Annotated in this window: 14 protein-coding genes and 3 tRNA genes; 9 read left to right on the top strand and 8 right to left on the bottom strand. The window is 73.7% G+C overall.

The window, feature by feature from the left end; genetic code table 11:
* Window positions 1-14 precede the first annotated feature (14 nt).
* A complete protein-coding gene (locus tag ACWD6N_RS18695; RefSeq protein ID WP_354963030.1) occupies window positions 15-767 on the bottom strand; it encodes an alpha/beta fold hydrolase in 753 nt (250 codons plus the stop codon).
* A 61-nt stretch (window positions 768-828) separates the two neighbouring features.
* Here ACWD6N_RS18695 and ACWD6N_RS18690 point away from each other — a divergent pair, with 61 nt between their 5' ends.
* A complete protein-coding gene (locus tag ACWD6N_RS18690; protein WP_354963031.1) occupies window positions 829-1,356 on the top strand; it encodes a PadR family transcriptional regulator in 528 nt (175 codons plus the stop codon).
* 76 nt (window positions 1,357-1,432) lie between these two features.
* Here the strand turns inward: ACWD6N_RS18690 and ACWD6N_RS18685 are convergent.
* The 3 genes from ACWD6N_RS18685 to ACWD6N_RS18675 form a co-directional block, all read right to left on the bottom strand.
* Window positions 1,433-1,507 (bottom strand) — tRNA-Val (locus tag ACWD6N_RS18685).
* A gap of 14 nt (window positions 1,508-1,521) precedes the next feature.
* Window positions 1,522-1,592, bottom strand: a tRNA-Cys gene (locus ACWD6N_RS18680).
* Window positions 1,593-1,626: 34 nt separating this feature from the next.
* Window positions 1,627-1,699: transfer RNA gene (locus ACWD6N_RS18675), tRNA-Gly, on the bottom strand.
* Between the two features lie 373 nt (window positions 1,700-2,072).
* Here ACWD6N_RS18675 and ACWD6N_RS18670 point away from each other — a divergent pair.
* The 3 genes from ACWD6N_RS18670 to ACWD6N_RS18660 all read left to right on the top strand — a co-directional run bounded on the left by ACWD6N_RS18670 (window position 2,073) and on the right by ACWD6N_RS18660 (window position 6,504).
* Entirely contained in the window at window positions 2,073-2,675 is a 603-nt protein-coding gene (locus ACWD6N_RS18670) for a TetR/AcrR family transcriptional regulator (protein WP_354963032.1), read from the top strand.
* A gap of 94 nt (window positions 2,676-2,769) precedes the next feature.
* Window positions 2,770-3,348 carry a TIGR03086 family metal-binding protein gene (locus ACWD6N_RS18665; RefSeq protein ID WP_354963033.1) on the top strand — a complete coding sequence of 193 codons (579 nt, stop codon included), beginning with the start codon at window positions 2,770-2,772 and terminating at the stop codon, window positions 3,346-3,348.
* A 225-nt stretch (window positions 3,349-3,573) separates the two neighbouring features.
* The gene (locus ACWD6N_RS18660) at window positions 3,574-6,504 is read left to right on the top strand and encodes a M36 family metallopeptidase (RefSeq protein WP_354963034.1); all 2,931 of its coding nucleotides are present in this window, start codon (window positions 3,574-3,576) and stop codon (window positions 6,502-6,504) included.
* Window positions 6,505-6,620: 116 nt separating this feature from the next.
* Here ACWD6N_RS18660 and ACWD6N_RS18655 read toward each other — a convergent pair whose 3' ends face one another.
* On the bottom strand, window positions 6,621-7,505 hold the full coding sequence (locus tag ACWD6N_RS18655) for a hypothetical protein (RefSeq protein ID WP_354963035.1): 885 nt from the start codon (window positions 7,503-7,505) through the stop codon (window positions 6,621-6,623).
* A 150-nt stretch (window positions 7,506-7,655) separates the two neighbouring features.
* On the opposite strand from ACWD6N_RS18655, the gene ACWD6N_RS18650 reads away from it, so the two are divergent.
* The 5 genes from ACWD6N_RS18650 (at window position 7,656) to ACWD6N_RS18630 (ending at window position 12,224) form a co-directional block, all read left to right on the top strand.
* Window positions 7,656-8,324: a class I SAM-dependent methyltransferase gene (locus tag ACWD6N_RS18650; RefSeq protein ID WP_354963036.1), complete on the top strand. Its 669-nt coding sequence runs from the start codon at window positions 7,656-7,658 to the stop codon at window positions 8,322-8,324.
* 9 nt (window positions 8,325-8,333) lie between these two features.
* Window positions 8,334-9,521 carry a cytochrome P450 gene (locus ACWD6N_RS18645; protein WP_354963037.1) on the top strand — a complete coding sequence of 396 codons (1,188 nt, stop codon included), beginning with the start codon at window positions 8,334-8,336 and terminating at the stop codon, window positions 9,519-9,521.
* A 35-nt stretch (window positions 9,522-9,556) separates the two neighbouring features.
* Complete coding sequence (locus tag ACWD6N_RS18640) at window positions 9,557-10,405, top strand: polysaccharide deacetylase family protein (protein ID WP_354963038.1); 849 nt, start codon at window positions 9,557-9,559, stop codon at window positions 10,403-10,405.
* Window positions 10,406-10,494: 89 nt separating this feature from the next.
* Window positions 10,495-11,427 carry an ATP-binding cassette domain-containing protein gene (locus ACWD6N_RS18635; protein WP_354963039.1) on the top strand — a complete coding sequence of 311 codons (933 nt, stop codon included), beginning with the start codon at window positions 10,495-10,497 and terminating at the stop codon, window positions 11,425-11,427.
* Window positions 11,424-12,224, top strand: a complete 801-nt coding sequence (locus ACWD6N_RS18630) for an ABC transporter permease subunit (RefSeq protein ID WP_354963040.1) — start codon at window positions 11,424-11,426, stop codon at window positions 12,222-12,224. The genes ACWD6N_RS18635 and ACWD6N_RS18630 overlap by 4 nt, the downstream gene beginning before the upstream one ends.
* Window positions 12,225-12,253: 29 nt before the next feature.
* Here the strand turns inward: ACWD6N_RS18630 and ACWD6N_RS18625 are convergent, their stop codons facing one another.
* From ACWD6N_RS18625 to bioD, 3 genes are read right to left on the bottom strand one after another with little or no spacing between them, the layout of a single operon-like run.
* A complete protein-coding gene (locus ACWD6N_RS18625; RefSeq protein WP_354963041.1) occupies window positions 12,254-12,931 on the bottom strand; it encodes a response regulator transcription factor in 678 nt (225 codons plus the stop codon).
* Entirely contained in the window at window positions 12,928-14,523 is a 1,596-nt protein-coding gene (locus tag ACWD6N_RS18620) for a sensor histidine kinase (protein WP_354963042.1), read from the bottom strand. Before ACWD6N_RS18620 ends, ACWD6N_RS18625 begins: the two co-directional genes overlap by 4 nt.
* A 54-nt stretch (window positions 14,524-14,577) precedes the next feature.
* Window positions 14,578-15,282 carry a dethiobiotin synthase gene (bioD, locus tag ACWD6N_RS18615; RefSeq protein ID WP_354963306.1) on the bottom strand — a complete coding sequence of 235 codons (705 nt, stop codon included), beginning with the start codon at window positions 15,280-15,282 and terminating at the stop codon, window positions 14,578-14,580.
* Between the last annotated feature and the right edge of the window lie 166 nt (window positions 15,283-15,448).

Below are 15,448 nucleotides of genomic sequence, written 5' to 3'. Positions count from 1 at the left end.
AGCGAGCGCGTGGCCTACGCCCGCAGTGCCTCGGCGGTGGCCGCCACGAAGCCCTCCGGATTGTCCAACATGATGTTGTGACCGGCGTCCGGCACGGCGACCACCCGCACGCCGGCGTCGGTGAGGGCACGCACACCCGTCGGCTCGCTGTCGGCCGGGTGGAGGTAGGTGCGCGGCACCGGTAGGTCGAGCAGCAGGTCGCGCATGGTGGGTGTGGTGCCGCGGCCGAGGTGGGAGGCGGTCCGGTAGAGCGCCTCCGCACCGGTGAGTCGCATCGTCGCCGCCCAGGCCGGCCCGACACGGTCGAGCGTCTCGGATCGGCCGTCGCCGTGCAGGAACTGCTCCTCGGTGTAGCGGGCGCGGATCCCGACGCCCGGAGGCTGCGGGTCGAGGGTGGCATCGACAAGAACCAGGGCCGCGACAAGGTGCGGGTGGCGGGCGGCCAGGACGATGGCGACCGAGCCGCCCATGCTGTGCGCGATCACCTCCGCGGCGCTGACCCCGGCCGTGGTCAGCGCGGTGGCGAGCAGGTCGGCGTGCTCCTCCAGCGTGTAGGAGGCGTCGGCCGGCCGGTCGCTGATGCCGTGCCCGAGCAGATCCATCATCAGGGTGCGCCGTCCGGCGAGCGTGGGGTTGGTGGCCACCGCCGCGAAGTACACCGGTGAGGAGGCGCCGAGCCCGTGCAGGTAGACCCGGGCGGGCTCGGCGCCGGGCAACTCCACCCAGCGAATCGTCGTGCCGTCTGGCCGCACCTGGGCGCCGTGCATTACTACCTCCTGACCGATACCTCGAAGTCGAGGTATCCCTTTGTGGAGGTAAGCTAACACGATGTTGGAGTTCGCGATACTGGGCTTCCTGGCCGACGCCCCGCTGCACGGGTACGAGCTGCGCAGGCGCGTCGCCGCGCTCACCGGCCACGTCCGGCCCATCGCGGACGGGACGCTCTACCCGACGATCAAGCGCATGGAGCGCGCGGGCCTGCTACGTCGCGACGTTCAGGCCGGCCAGGTGGCGGCGCCACGGCACGTGCTCACCCTCAGCCCCGCCGGGCAGGCGGAACTGCTGCGCCGGCTGCGCACCCCCGACGAACTGTTCATCACCGACGAGAACCGCTGGTTCACGCTGCTGGCCTTCCTGCGCCACCTGGACGACCCAGCCGGTCAGGCCGCCGTGCTGCGGCGACGGCTCGACTTCCTCACCCAGCCGGCGAGCTTCTTCTGGGACGGTGACCGACCGCTGCGCGCCGACGACTTCCCCGACGACCCCTTCCGCCGAGGGCTGTTCCGCATCGCCACCGCCACCAGCCGCACCGAGATCGCCTGGCTGCGGGAGCTGCTGACGTCGCTCACGCAGTGAGCTGGCGAGCTCGCGACCTGGCGAGCGCATACAGAAAAGCTCGTTACCGGGATTCCGGTAACGAGCCGTTTTCTGCTGGTGGGCGATACTGGGTTTGAACCAGTGACCTCTTCCGTGTCAAGGAAGCGCGCTCCCACTGCGCCAATCGCCCGTGCCTTGTTGCTGAGGTGGGGACGGGATTTGAACCCGCGTACACGGCTTTGCAGGCCGTTGCCTCGCCTCTCGGCCACCCCACCGAGGTTGCCCCCGTCGTACGTGGCGGCAGCTCCGAGCGGACGACGGGATTCGAACCCGCGACCCTCACCTTGGCAAGGTGATGCGCTACCAGCTGCGCTACGTCCGCACGCCCCCGGCGTTCCCGGGTGACGGATGAGAACTTTAGCCGAGCCGGTGAACGACTGCCAACTCGGGGTCCGCGTCGGCGCGTCCGCCCGGGCGGGACCAGCCCCACCACCGCCAGGCTTCCTAGGGGGCTGCCCTGATGGTTGGCAGCCGTCACACTCCGACGTCGCGGGGTCGAGATGCCCGTCGCCGGGTGGCGCGGCGGGCGACGAGCGTTCCGGCGCGTCAGCTGGTGCCGGCGGACCTCGACGTACGCCCTCAGGAAAACGACGGAAGGCACCGTCTGGAAGTGTCCGGGTTCCGACTGTCGCGTCGCGGATCGGACGGTGACGGGTAACTGTTCGTGTTCGGTCGGATGGGCTACCGTAACGGTCGTGACGAGACGTGCGGCCGAGATCCGCCTGGATGCCCTGCTGCGCACCGCCTGTGACGTGATCGTCGAGCGCGGTCTGGCCAACACCCGGACGGCGGACGTGGCGCAGGCCGCCGGGGTCAGTCAAGCCCTGGTTTTCTACCACTTCGTCACCAAGGAGCGGCTGCTCGCGCAGGCGCTCGCGTACGCGGTCGAGCAGGATCTGGCCCGGCTGGACGCGGTGACCCGATCCTCGGCCCCGCCGCTGACCAAGCTCCGCCGGATCCTCAAGCTCTACACCCCGGCCGGGCGGGCCACCTCCTGGTCCATGTGGATCGACGGCTGGTCCGAGTCGCTACGCACCCCGGAGGTGGAGAAGGTCTCCCGCCGGCTCGACCTGCGCTGGCGGCAGGACCTCGCCGCGGTGATCTCCGCCGGGGTCGCCGACGGCACCTTCCAGTGCGCCGACCCGGACGGGGCCGCCTGGCGGATCAGCGCGGTGATGGACGGCCTGGCCGTGCAGTTCGCCGTGCACGACCGGGTGATCTCCCGCCGGCAGTTCGGCGAGTGGGTCCGCCTGGTCACCGCCCGGGAGCTCGGCTTGGACCCGACCGACCTGGACTGATCCGCGGGCGGCCGACCGCCGGCCAGCGCGGATCACCCTGCCGGGGCCCGGCAAAACCACTCGCCTCGCCACGCCGCCCGGAACAATCGGCAGCATGGATCTGCTGGAGGCGTACCGCCGGAGCCTGGCCGAGTTCGTCGACCGGGTTGACCAGGTCGGGCCCGGCCAGTGGTCCGACCCGACACCCTGCCCGGACTGGGACGTGCGCACCCTGGTCAACCATGTGGTCGGCGAGGACCGGTGGAGCGTGCCGCTGCTCGCCGGCCGGACCGTCGACGAGGTGGGCGGCCGGTTCGACGGCGACCAGCTCGGCGCCGACCCGGCCACCACGGCGCGGGAGGCCGCCGCGCAGGCCGAGATCGCCGCCACCCATCCCGGCGCGCGCGATCGCACCGTGCACCTGTCCGCCGGTGACACCCCGGCCGACGAGTACCTCCAGCAGCTCCTCGCCGAACACATGGTGCACGGCTGGGACGTGGCGGTGGCGATCGGCGCCGAGCCGCGGCTGGACCCAGACGTGGTGCGGGTGTGCGCCCGATGGTTCGCCGGCCGGGTCGACGACTACCGGCGCGACGACCTGGTCCGGGGCGGGGTGCGGGTGTCCGGCGACGACGAGCAGGACCGCCTCCTTGCCGCCTTCGGCCGCGACCCCGACTGGTCGCCGGTCGCCTGAGCGCGCCGCCCGTCGCAGCGGCGGAACCAGCGCCAGGGCCGGCGCGCGTCACGCTCATTTTACTAGGCTGCCTACTTTGTAAAGTTAAATTATCTCGATCCGTCGGCGCGTCGGCGTGCCCGGACCTTGCCGCCACCCCGACCGGCTGATATCCACAGATGCACATGCGCTACCGCGCAGCGTCGGCCGGCGGCCGCCGGTCATCCGCTCCCACGAGGAGGTCCCGTGCCACAACCGGAGTGGTCACCCCCGATGAGCCGGCGTCGACGCCGGCTCATCGCCATCCTGGCGTCGACGGCGACGGTCGCCGCGCTGCTCCCCACCGGCGTCAGCACCGCAGCCCCCGCCGGCGGCGCGCCGTCCGCCGAGCGCCGGTCCGGGCCGTTCGCCGAAGGGCACCAGCACGCCGACGTCGACAACCGCCGGGGTACGGCGGCACCGGACGCCCGCCAACGCGGGCTGGCCCGCGCCGCCGACCCCGACGTGCGATGGAACCGGCTCGGCACCCCGCAGGCGCTCGGCCCCGGCCGCGCCCCGCTCGCCACCGGGCTGCCCACCGACCCGGAGGCCGCCGCCCGCGCCTACCTGGCCGCCAACCGGGACCTGTTCGGGATGGACACCGCCGCGGTGGCCGCCCTGGAACGGGTGCTGGTCCGGCCGATCGGCAGCGGAGCGGTGGTCACCCTGCGGCAGCGCTTCGGCGACCTGCCGGCCGGGCCGGACGGCCTGGTCACCGTCGCGGTCACCGGCGGCACGGTGCTCTCAGTCAGCTCCTCGCTGGCCCGCACCACCGGCGTACCCGCACCGGCCACCCGCACGGCCGAGCAGGCGTACGCCGCCGCGCTCACCGACGCCAAGCTGGACGCCAGCGCGGTGGCCAGCCACACCGTGCGCGCGGTGGCCGTGCCGACCCCGCTGGACGGGCCCCGGGCCGGGTACGAGGTGACCCTGATCAGCGCGGACACCGACCACCCGGCCGCCTTCACCACCTATGTGGACGGGATCACCGGGCAGGTGCTGGTCCGTGAGGACCTCGTCGACTTCGACTCCGACAACCCGAGCTGGGCCGTCTTCCCGGCCACCCCGCCCCGCGATCTCGGCCCCGGGCAGGACCCTCGGGTGCGCTGGTGCGGCGACCCCGCGCCGGGCTGCCAGGCGGCCTTCCGTGACCCGGCCACCGGCCAGCCGTGGGATGTCGACGCGGCCACCGGCACGCCCACCTTCACCTCGCGCGGCAACTCGGCCAACACGGTGCTGTCCTGGGGTGCCGGCACCCCGGTCGTCCCGGCCCCGCCCAGCCTGGAACGCCGTTACGAATACCCGTTCACCGACCAGTGGCACCAGGCGAAGTGCAACCCGGACGTGTTCACGTCCGCCCAGCGCAACGACGCGGACGCGTCGATCGCCAACCTGTTCGCCATGCACAACCGGATGCACGACTGGTCGTACCAGCTGGGCTTCACCGAGTCGGCGTGGAACCTCCAGGCCGTCAACCTCACCCCGGCCGGGTTGGGCGGCGACGCCGAGCAGGGCCGCGCCCAGCAGGGGGCGCTGAGCGGCAACCGGAACAACGCCAACCAGGGCACCCCGCGCGACGGACTGCCGCCGACCACCAACATGTACCTGTGGCAGCCGCAGGCCGGCGGGCCGTACCCGCCGTGCGTGGACGGCGACTACGACATGACGGTGATCGGCCACGAGTACACCCACGCGATCACCAACCGGATGATCGCCGGCCCGGACAGCGGGATCGGCGGCCACCAGGGCGGTGCGATGGGTGAGTCCTGGGGCGACCTGCTCGCCGCCGAGTACCTCTTCCAGAACGGGCTGCGGGCCCCCGGCGAGACGCCCTTCGTCACCGGCGGCTACGTCACCGGCAACCTGGTCAGCGGCATCCGCAACTACGACCTCAGCCGCAGCCCGCTCAACTACTCCGACATCGGTTACAACACCGGTGGACCCGCCGTGCACGCCGACGGGGAGATCTGGGGCGCCACCAACTTCCGGGTCCGGTCCGCGCTGGTGAAGCGGTACGGCCTCGGCACCCCGCAACGGCAACTGGAGTGCGCGCAGGGGAAGGTCGCCGCGGACAAGTGCCCGGGCAACCGACGCTGGTCGCAGCTGGTCTTCGACTCGTTCCTGCTCCAGGCCGCCAGCCAGGTCAGCATGCTCGACATGCGCGACAACATGCTCACCGCCGACCTGCTCCGCTTCGGCGGCGCCAACCAGGACCTGATCTGGGCCGAGTTCGCGCGCTCCGGAATGGGCCGGGACGCCGTCACCAACGGCGCCGCCGACACCGACCCGACGCCGAGCTTCGCCTCGCCGAGCGGCGGCAACGCGACGCTCACCCTACGGCCGCGGGGCGACAGCGCCGACGCGCCGATCCGGGTGTACGCCGGGGAGTACGAGGCGCGGGCGGTGCCGGTGGCGGACACCGACCCGGCGACGCCGCTGCCGGACACCGTGGAGCTGGTGGCCGGCACGTACAACCTGCTCGCCGTGGCGCCCGGCTTCGGGCACCAGCGGCTCAGCGTGGTCGCGAAGGCCGGTCACGACGGGTACGTGGACCTGCGGATGAGCCGCAACCTCGCGTCCACGGCGTCCGGCGCCACCATCACCGGCGACGGGGTCAACCTGGAACGGATCGGCGACGACACCGAGGCGACGAACTGGGCCTCGCTGGACGGGGTGGCCGGCCGGCAGCTCACCGTGGCACTTCCCGGGGACGCCCCCCAGGTGGTCAAGCGGGTGAACGTCAGCGCGATGCTGCGCCCGGCGATCGTCGCGGACCCGGACACCGGCAGTCAGAACGCGCTCAGCGCGCTGCGTTCGTTCGCGGTGTCCGCCTGCAACGCGAAGACCACCGACTGCGCGGATCCGGCGCGCTGGCAGCGGATCTACACCAGTGCGGGCGACGCGTTCCCCGGCGGGGCGTACCGGGCGTACAGCCGGGACATCAACCTCCGGACGTTCGCGGTGCCCACCACGCTCGCCACCCACCTGCGACTGGAGGTGCTGGCCAGCCAGTGCACCGGCGGCCCGCACTACGCCGGTGAGCAGGACAACGACCCGGCCACGACGACGGACTGCGCGACCGCCAGCCCGGCCCGGGACCAGGTCAGGATCGCCGAGTTCCAGGCGTTCTCGAAGTGACACCGTCGGGGCCGGCGGACCTCCGCCGGCCCCGACGGCCCCCGATCAACGCGACCCGGTCACCAGCGGGCCCTCCGGCCAACGCCGGACAGATCCTCAACGGCCCCACGACCCGGTCACCAGCGGGCCGGCCGCCAGCGGTCGGTCGGGGGGCGCTCCCAGCGCCGGTCCACCGGTGGGTCGTCCGCCTCGGCGGTCGCCGCTCGGGTCAGGTGACGCAGCCGCAGCAGCAACCCCACCCCCAGGAAGAGCAGCAATCCGCCGAGCAGGAACGCGGCCTGCACCAGACCGAAACCGCCGGACTGCGCCACCGGACGACCAGCGCCGGCCGCGGGAGGGGCCGCGTCGATCGCTTCGTCGCCGACCGGCTCCTCCGCCGGGTCGCTCTCGGCCCCGGCTGGCTCGGTCGCCGGGTCGCTCGGCTCCGCCGGTGTCGCGGTCGGCTCCGCCGCCGCGCTCGGGGTGCCGCCCACTCCCACCACCGAGCGGGTGGCCGTCTGCCGGGCCAGCAGGCGCAGGTTCTCGTCGTACGCCTCTGCGGCGAGGGTGACCCGCCCGTCGGTGACGTCCTCGGCGAAGGCCAACCGGTAGCGGGCGGTGACCGTGCGGTTCGGGCAGAGAGTGCCGGGGTCGAGCTGCCGGTCGGTCAGCCGGGCCACGTCGCCCTCGGTCCGGATCTCCAGCGGGAAGTCGCCGGTCTCCTCCACCCGGTCCATCTTCACCTGGTCGAGTCGGATGCCCTGCACGCTGAGCACCATCGACCAGCGCACCTTCACGCATCCACCGCGCCGGTCCGTCCGGGAGACCACCGCGGAGACCGTACGCACCTGGTCGCCGGCCGTGAACCGAGCCGGCAACCCACTCAGCTCGGTGGTGAACGCCGCCTGCGCCGGAGCGGCGAGCACCAGCTCCACGCCACTCAGACAGGCCAGCACCACCCCGAGCCTCAGCGCGTACCGCCACACCGTCACCACCGCCGTCCTCCGTTCGGTCGTCCCCACCCCGCAACGCTAGGAGCGCGGCCTCGACCCGACCAGACGGGTGTGTTCGCACCGGGCGGCAAGCACGGGGCGGGTTATCACCGACGGTGGTGAACCGGTCACCGCTCCCCCGCGACACGCCGGACACCGGGTCGCTGGGACAATTCCCGGGTGTCCGAACTCTCCAGCACGTTCGTCCGGCTGCACGCCCGGCTCGCCCCGGTCGCCTTCGTCCCGGAGGTGCGGCTGCACCAGGCGGACGAGCCGATCGGGCTCTGGGAGCTGACCGAGGGTGAGTTCAGCAGTGACCGGCCCCCACCGTTCTGGGCCTTCGCCTGGGCCGGCGGCCAGGCCCTCGCGCGCTACGTGACTGACCATCCGGAGCTGGTCGCCGGCCGCCGGGTGCTCGACCTCGCCTCCGGCTCCGGGCTGGTGGCCATCGCCGCCGCCCGCGCCGGCGCGGCGTCGGTGCGGGCCGTCGAGGTGGACGAACTGGCGGTCGCGGCAGTCGCGCTCAACGCCGAGGCCAACGGAGTACGCGTTGACGCCGAGTTCGGCGACATCCTCGACGGCGACGCCGGTGACGCCGAGGTCGTGCTCGCGGGGGACGCCTTCTACAGCGAGGCGATGGCCCGCCGGATGCTGCGGTTCCTGCTCCGCGCCACCCGCGCCGGCGCCCTGGTGCTGGTCGGGGACCCCGGTCGGGCGTTCCTGCCCCGGGACCGCTTCGACGAGCTGGCCCACTACGACGTGCCGGTGCCGGAGGCACTGGAGAGCGTCCGGGTGAAGCGCACCACCGTCTGGCGGTTGCGGGCCGGCCTGCCGGGAGCCGCCGGCTAGCGTGTCGGCGTGCTGTTCCGGAGCTGGGAGTCCGCGGTCGGGGCACCGTGGCCGGACGTGGCCACGGTGGCCGACCACGTCGGCGTACGCCACCTGGTGGCCACCCGCCACGCGCTGGTCCGCGAGGTCCTCGCCGACCCGGTCACCTACCGGCCGGACAACGCGCTGGACGCGGTGACTCCGATGCCGGTGACGGCGCTGCGGGTGCTCGCCGGGCATCGGTTCCGGCTGCCGCCCACCCTGGCCAACAACTCCGGTGCCAGCCATCCGGCCATCCGGTCGATCGTCGCCGACGCGCTGCACCCCGCTCGGGTCGCCGCGCAGCGTCCCTGGCTCACCGCGCTGGTCCGGGACCGGGTCGCCCGGCTGACCGCGACGCTCGACGCCGGTGAACCGGTCGATCTCTACGCGGAACTCGCCGCCGACCTGCCACTGCTGGTGCTGGCCCGACTGGTCGAGCTGCCGGACGCGCCGGTCGGCGCGGTCAAGGAGTTCGCGCGGGCCGCACTGGAGCTGTTCTGGGCGCCGCTGGACGCCGACCGCCAGTTGGCGCTCGCCACTGAGGTGGGCCGGTTCCACGGCGTGCTGCGCGACTTCGCGGCCACCGGCGGCGGGTTGGCCGCCGAACTCCGCGCGGCCGGGCACACGCCGGACGTCGTGGTCGGTGCGCTCTTCTTCCTGCTCGTCGCCGGGCAGGAGACGACCTCACAGTTCCTCACCCTGCTCCTGCACCGGCTGGCCGGCGAACCCGCGGTGCGGGCCGGGCTCCGCACCGGCGAGGTCACGGTGGCCGACGTGGTGGAGGAGGGGCTGCGACTGGAACCGCCCATCGTCACCTGGCGCCGGGTGGCGGCGGCGGACAGCACGCTGGGCGGGACCGCGGTGCCGGCGGGCACCAGCCTCGTACTCTGGCTGGCCCGCGCCGGCCGGGACCCGGCAGTCGTCGAATCGCCGGACGAGTTCCGCCCCGGCCAGCGGGGATCGCGCCGGCACCTGGCGTTCGGGGCGGGCGCGCACCGCTGCGTCGGCGACGTGCTGGCCCGGATGGAGGCGGCCGTTGTGGTGGCCGAGGCCGCGCCGCTGCTCGACGCAACGACCGTGGTCCGCGCGCCGTGGTGTCCCGACAATCTCACCTTCCGGATGCCCGACGCCTTCATCGTCCGTCGCCGGGAGGACAGGATCACCACACCGAGCTGACCGGCTCCTGACATCAACTCGGTAGGTTTCCGGGCGTGTCAGCCACCCCCGCCCGTCGGATCCGTGTCGTCGTCCCACTTCTGGCCCTGCTGGCGCTGAGTCCCTGCGCAGCCAGCCCCGGCCAGACATTCCACGCCCGGCAGATCACCGCGACCCAGCCCAGCCCGTCCGCCCTGCCCCCGACACCGTCGACCTCGCCGTCGCCGACGCAGAAGCCCGTACCCGGGAGCCTGGCCTGGTACCTGTCGCAGGTGCCGGTCTTTCCCGCGGCGCCACCACCGCAACCGGTGCCGCTGCCCACGAACGGTCCGGCCCCGTTCTGGCACCGGCTGCCGACCAAGCAGAAGGTCGCCTTCATCACCATCGACGACGGCGCGCTGGCCCGTCCGCCCGCGGTGATCGACTTCATCCGCGAGGCCCACATCCCGGTCACCATGTTCCTCAACTCGCCGGCGGCGGCGGAACACACCGACTACTTCCGGCAGATCGAGGCGGCGGGTGGGGTCGTCGAGAATCACACCAGCAGGCACGCGTCACTGCCCGGCAGGTCGTACGACTTCCAGAAGCAGGAGATCTGCGGGGCGGCGGACACGTTGGAGACGCTGTTCGGCAAGCGCCCGACACTGTTCCGCCCACCGTTCGGCGATCGTGACGCCACCACTCTGAGGGCCGCGCACGACTGCGGCATGAAGGCCGTCTTCCACTGGACCGAGACCGTGCACAAGGGGGTCGTTCGCTACCAGACCCCGGAGAAGGTGGTGCGGCCCGGCGACGTCCTGCTGATGCACTTCCGGCCGGCGCTCATGGACGACCTTCTCGCGGCGCTGAAGGCCATCCACCGGGCCGGGCTCACACCGGCGCTGCTGGAAGACTACGTACGGTGACCAAACCGCCCCCGGCTTGACGAAAGTCAGGGTCGGGTGGTGCCGTTCGGGCGCAGTGGGGCGGCGGTCCGCACGCCTAGCGTCAACGCATGATCACATTACGTGGCTTGACGAAACGGTTCGGGGCGGCCACCGCGGTCGACGCGCTGACCGTCGACGTCGCACCCGGCCGGGTCACCGGCTTCCTCGGCCCGAACGGCGCCGGCAAGTCCACCACCATGCGGATGATCCTCGGCCTGGACCGCCCCACCGCCGGGCAGGCGTTGATCGGCGGACGGGCGTACCGGGAGCTGCGGCGCCCCCTGCACGAGGTGGGCGCCCTGCTCGACGCCCGGGCCATCCACCCCGCCCGCGCCGGCCGGGCGCACCTGCTGGCCATGGCCCGCAGCAACGGCATCCCGGCGCGCCGGGTGGACGAGGTGCTCGACACCGTCGGGCTGGACGGGCGCGCCGCCGCCAAGCCGGGCCGGACCCTCTCCCTCGGGATGGGCCAGCGGCTCGGCATCGCCGGCGCACTCCTCGGCGACCCGCCGGTGCTGATGTTCGACGAGCCGGTCAACGGCCTCGACCCGGACGGGGTGCGCTGGGTGCGGCAGCTGATGCGCTCGCTGGCCGACCAGGGTCGGACCGTCTTCGTCTCCAGTCACCTGATGAGCGAGATGCAGCTCACCGCCGACCAGCTCGTGGTGATCGGCCGGGGACGGCTGCTGGCCGACGCGCCGATCGACGACGTGATCGCGGGCAGCGCCGTCGCCGTCCGGGTCCGCAGTCCGCACCCCGACGGGCTGGCCACCCTCGCCGCCCGCCTCACCGCCGCCGGCGCCACCGTCGAGCCGGCCGGGCCCGACGAGCTGACCGTCAGCGGCAGCGCCGTGGACCGGATCGGTGACCTGGCGTACGAGCTGGGGGTGCGGTTGCACGAGCTGAGCCCGCACGGCGCGTCGCTGGAGCAGGCGTTCATGGAGCTGACCGCTGACAGCGTCGAGTACGCCGGCGGCCCGACCGTAAGCGAGGCACGATGAGCACGATCACCATCCCGGACACCCGCCCCGCCCCGGCCGACTTCCGCGGCGCGGTGGCCGCCGAGTGGACCAAGCTGTTCTCGGTGCGGACCACCTGGTGGACGGCGCTGGCCGGGCTGGTGCTGATGGCCGCGAGCGCCGCACAGCTCGCCATCTACGCGGCCAACGACAACACCAACGACGACCCGCTCGACGACCGGGGCATCGTCACCGTTGGCACCGTGCTGATCGACTCGGTCGAGCTGACCCAGTACGCGGTGCTGGCGCTGGGCCTGCTGGCGATCACCGCCGAGTTCACCAGCGGCACCATCCGGACCACGCTGCAGTGCACCCCGTCCCGGGGTCGGGTGCTGCTGGCCAAGGCCGTGGTCACCGGCGCGGTCATCTTCGTCCTCGGGCTGCTGCTCGGCGGCGTCGGCGCACTGGCCGCCCGGCCGCTGCTGGGCGAGTGGGGCAGCGCACCGGCCGCCGGCACGATCGGCGACATCGTGGCCGTGGCGACGTACCTGGCGCTGGTGGGCGTCCTCGCGCTCGGCCTCGGCGCGGCGCTGCGCAGCGCGGTGCTCACCCTCACCGTGCTCTTCGCCACCCTGATGATCGTGCCGCTGTCGCTCCAGGAACCGGACATCACCGTGCTGAACCGGATCGCCGACGTCTTCCCGGGCGTGGCCGGCGCGCACTTCATGGCCGGCGACACCGAGCCGTACCCGGCCGCGATCGGGCTGCTGCTGCTCGCCGGATGGGCCGGCGCGGCGCTGCTGCTGGGCCGGGCCGCGCTGCGCCGCCGCGACGCCTGAGCGCTGAGCGGGGGCTCCCGGGCCCCCGCTCAGCCGTCGACCAGCCCCGCCTCGTACGCGATGATCGCGGCCTGCACCCGGTTACGGACATCCAGCCGGGTGAAGATGCTGGTCAGGTAGCTCTTCACGGTGCCCTCCACCAGGTGCAGCCGGCGGGCGATCTCCGCGTTGGACAGCCCCGCCCCGACCAGGGCCAGCACCTCCCGCTCCCGCTCGGTCAGCCCGGCCGTCCGGTCCCGCGCGGCGGGCCGGCGGGCCAACCGCCCGGCGCCCAGCTCGATCACCCGGCGGGCCACCCGAGGCGACAGGTACGCCCCGCCCTCGGCGACCGCGTGCACCCCGGCGATCAGCTCGCGCGGGTCGCCGGCCTTGAGCAGGAACCCACTGGCACCGTGCCCGAGCGCCCGGGCCACGTGGTCGTCCTCACCGAAGGTGGTCAGCATGAGCGTGGCCGTGTCCGGCGCCACCCGGCGGATCTCGGCGGCGGCGGCCAACCCGTCCAGGCGCGGCATCCGGATGTCCAGCAGCGCCACCCGGGGCCGGTGCGCGCGCACCAGCTCCACGGCCGTCCGCCCGTCGCCGGCCTCGGCGACCACCTCGATGCCCGGGTCGGCGGCGAGGATGGCGCGGACGCCGGCCCGGATCATCGCCTCGTCGTCGGCGAGGACCACCCGAACCGGCGTGGCCGCGAAGGTATCCGTGGTCATCCTGCGATCCGCTCCTTGCTGACCAGCCGGCCATCGGTGAAACAGAGCCGCCAGGTCGGCTCGGCGAGGGGGAAGTTGCCGTCGGTGTAGAACTCGCAACCGACCTTCTCCGCGCCCGTTGGCGGGGTGAGCGCCCGGCGGGGCAGATCGGCCAGATCGGAGCGCGGGGTGCCGGGCCGCATCCGGTCGAACGCCGACTCGTCCAGCACCGTGCCGGCCGTGGCGAACGAGTAGTAGACCAGCGACAGGGCCAGCGCGAGCCCCGCCGGGGCGGCGAGCGCGGTCAACAGGCTGCGGCGTACCCGGCGGCGGGCCTCGCTCAGCCGACGCGCGGCGTCGACCGGCCGCTCCACCCCGTCGACAGCACCACCGCCGGTCCCCACGCCGGGCTCGGCAACCACGGCCGACCACGGCTCGGCGGGAACGACGTCCGCCGCGTCGGCGGACAGCGGCAGCCGGGCCCGTACCGCGAAACCACCGTCCGGGTGCGGACCGGTGTCCAGGACGCCGCCGGCCAGCCGGACGCGCTCGGCGAGGGCGAGCAGACCGCTGCCGGAGGACGGCGGGCTGGGCAGCGGGCCGGCCGGTGGCGGCCCGTTCCGCACCCGCACCTCGATCCCGTCCCCGAAGGGGGCGAGGGTGACGGTGACCGGGGCGCCCGGGGCGTACCGGGCCGCGTTGGTGAGCGCCTCCCGGACCACCCCGTGCGCGGCTGGCCCGGTCATCCCGGGCAGCTCCACGGCACCGGGCGGCGCGTCCAGCCGCACCGCCATCCCGGCCTCCCGAGCCCCGTCCACCAGGTCGGTGACGGTCTCGCCGGCCGGTCGGAGCCCCGCCGGGCCGCCCTCCTCCCGGAGCACCCCGATGATGCCGTGCAGCCGTTCCGTGGCGGCGGCGACGCTGGTCCGCAGCTCCCCCACCGCCGCACGGTGCCCGGGATCGAGGTCGTGGGCGAGCTCCAGCGCGGCGGCGCGCAGCGCGATCAGGCTGAGGTCGTGACCGAGCGAGTCGTGCATCTCCTCGGCGATCCGGGCGCGCTCACGCAACCGGATCCGCTCGGCGGCGCCGCGCTGCTCGCGCGCCAGCGCCTCGGCGTGCCGGCCGCCCGCGTCGGCCAGCTCCTGCTGCTGCCGGCGGTACCGGCCGACCAGCCACGGAAACACCCCGGCGAACAGCAGCACCGACGCGAGCAGGAACCAGGTGCCCGCCCCGGTGCCGAGCAAACCCAGGTTCAGCGTCGTGCCACCGACCGCGATCACGCCGAACAGCACGGCCGCCGGGGCCGCCCCGGCGCTGCGCCGCCCGGTCAGGTAACTGAACACCGGGATGGCGAACACGAAGTTGCCGTCGACCAGTGACCCGAGCACCACCAGCAGCAGCCCGACCAGCGGCCGACGCCGTCCCAGTGCCACCGCCACGGCCAGCACCGTCAGCCCAGCCAGCAGCAACTCCAGGTTGTGCCGCGAGTGCGGCGGGGTCAGCCTCGCGTACCCGATCGGGGCGGCGAGCACCGCCCAGAGCAGCGCATCCGCCAGACCCTGTCGCCGCACCACCCCCGACGCCCCGTCCGCCAGCCACCTCGCGATCCTCACGGCGGCCACGCTACCCACGCTCGACCTGGGCGGACACTGACGAAAGTGAGGTGTTCAGCCGCTCTCCTCGGCCCAGGCACGCCAGTCGTCGAGCACGCCGTGCAGCGACGGCGTCAGCCAGCCCGGAGCGGAGCGCCGGAACACCCCCGGGTCCATCGCGCCGGCACCGGCGGGCACCGCGCCGAGCAGGTTCGGCACCAGGTCGGTGAGGTTCGTCCAGTGCACCAGCTCCGGCGTGTTCGGCCAGGCGCCGATCACCACGCCGGCGGGCACCGCCCGGCGGTCCAGCGCCTCCAGGGTCAGCGCGGTGTGGTTGAGGGTGCCCAGCCCGGCACGGGCGACCACCACGGCGGGCGCCCCGAGCGACACCGCCAGGTCGGCCATCGTCCACGGCTCACCAGACGGGCGCAGCCCCATCGGCACCAGCAGTCCGCCCGCCCCCTCGACCAGCACCAGGTCGTGCTTGTCGGTCTCGCCACGGACGGCGTCCACGGCGGTGTACAGCTCCAGCGGCGGCAGCTCGGCGACCCGGGCGGCGGCCAGCGGCGCGAGCGGGTCTGGATAGCTGGCCAGGGTGCGACCGGTGAGCGGCGCCGCCAGCCGGTTGACCGCGTCCACGTCGCCGGGCTCACCGCCGGCCGTACCGGTCTGACCTGGTTTGACCACGGCCACCCGCAGCCCGGCGGCCTGCGCGGCGGCGGTGATCGCCGCGGTCACCACCGTCTTGCCGACACCGGTATCGGTACCGGTGACCAGCACCACCCCCTGCCACGCGCTCACGGGGCCATCTCGGTTCGCGACTGCGGGGCTCGCAACACCGGCTCACTCCTCGCGCTCACGGGGCCATCTCGGTTCGCGACTGCGGGGCTCGCAACACCGGCTCACTCCTAGCGCTCACGGGGCCATCTCGGTTCGCGACTGCGGG

Source organism: Micromonospora sp. NPDC005163, from assembly GCF_053599835.1.
This window is presented reverse-complemented; position numbering and strand designations above follow the sequence as displayed.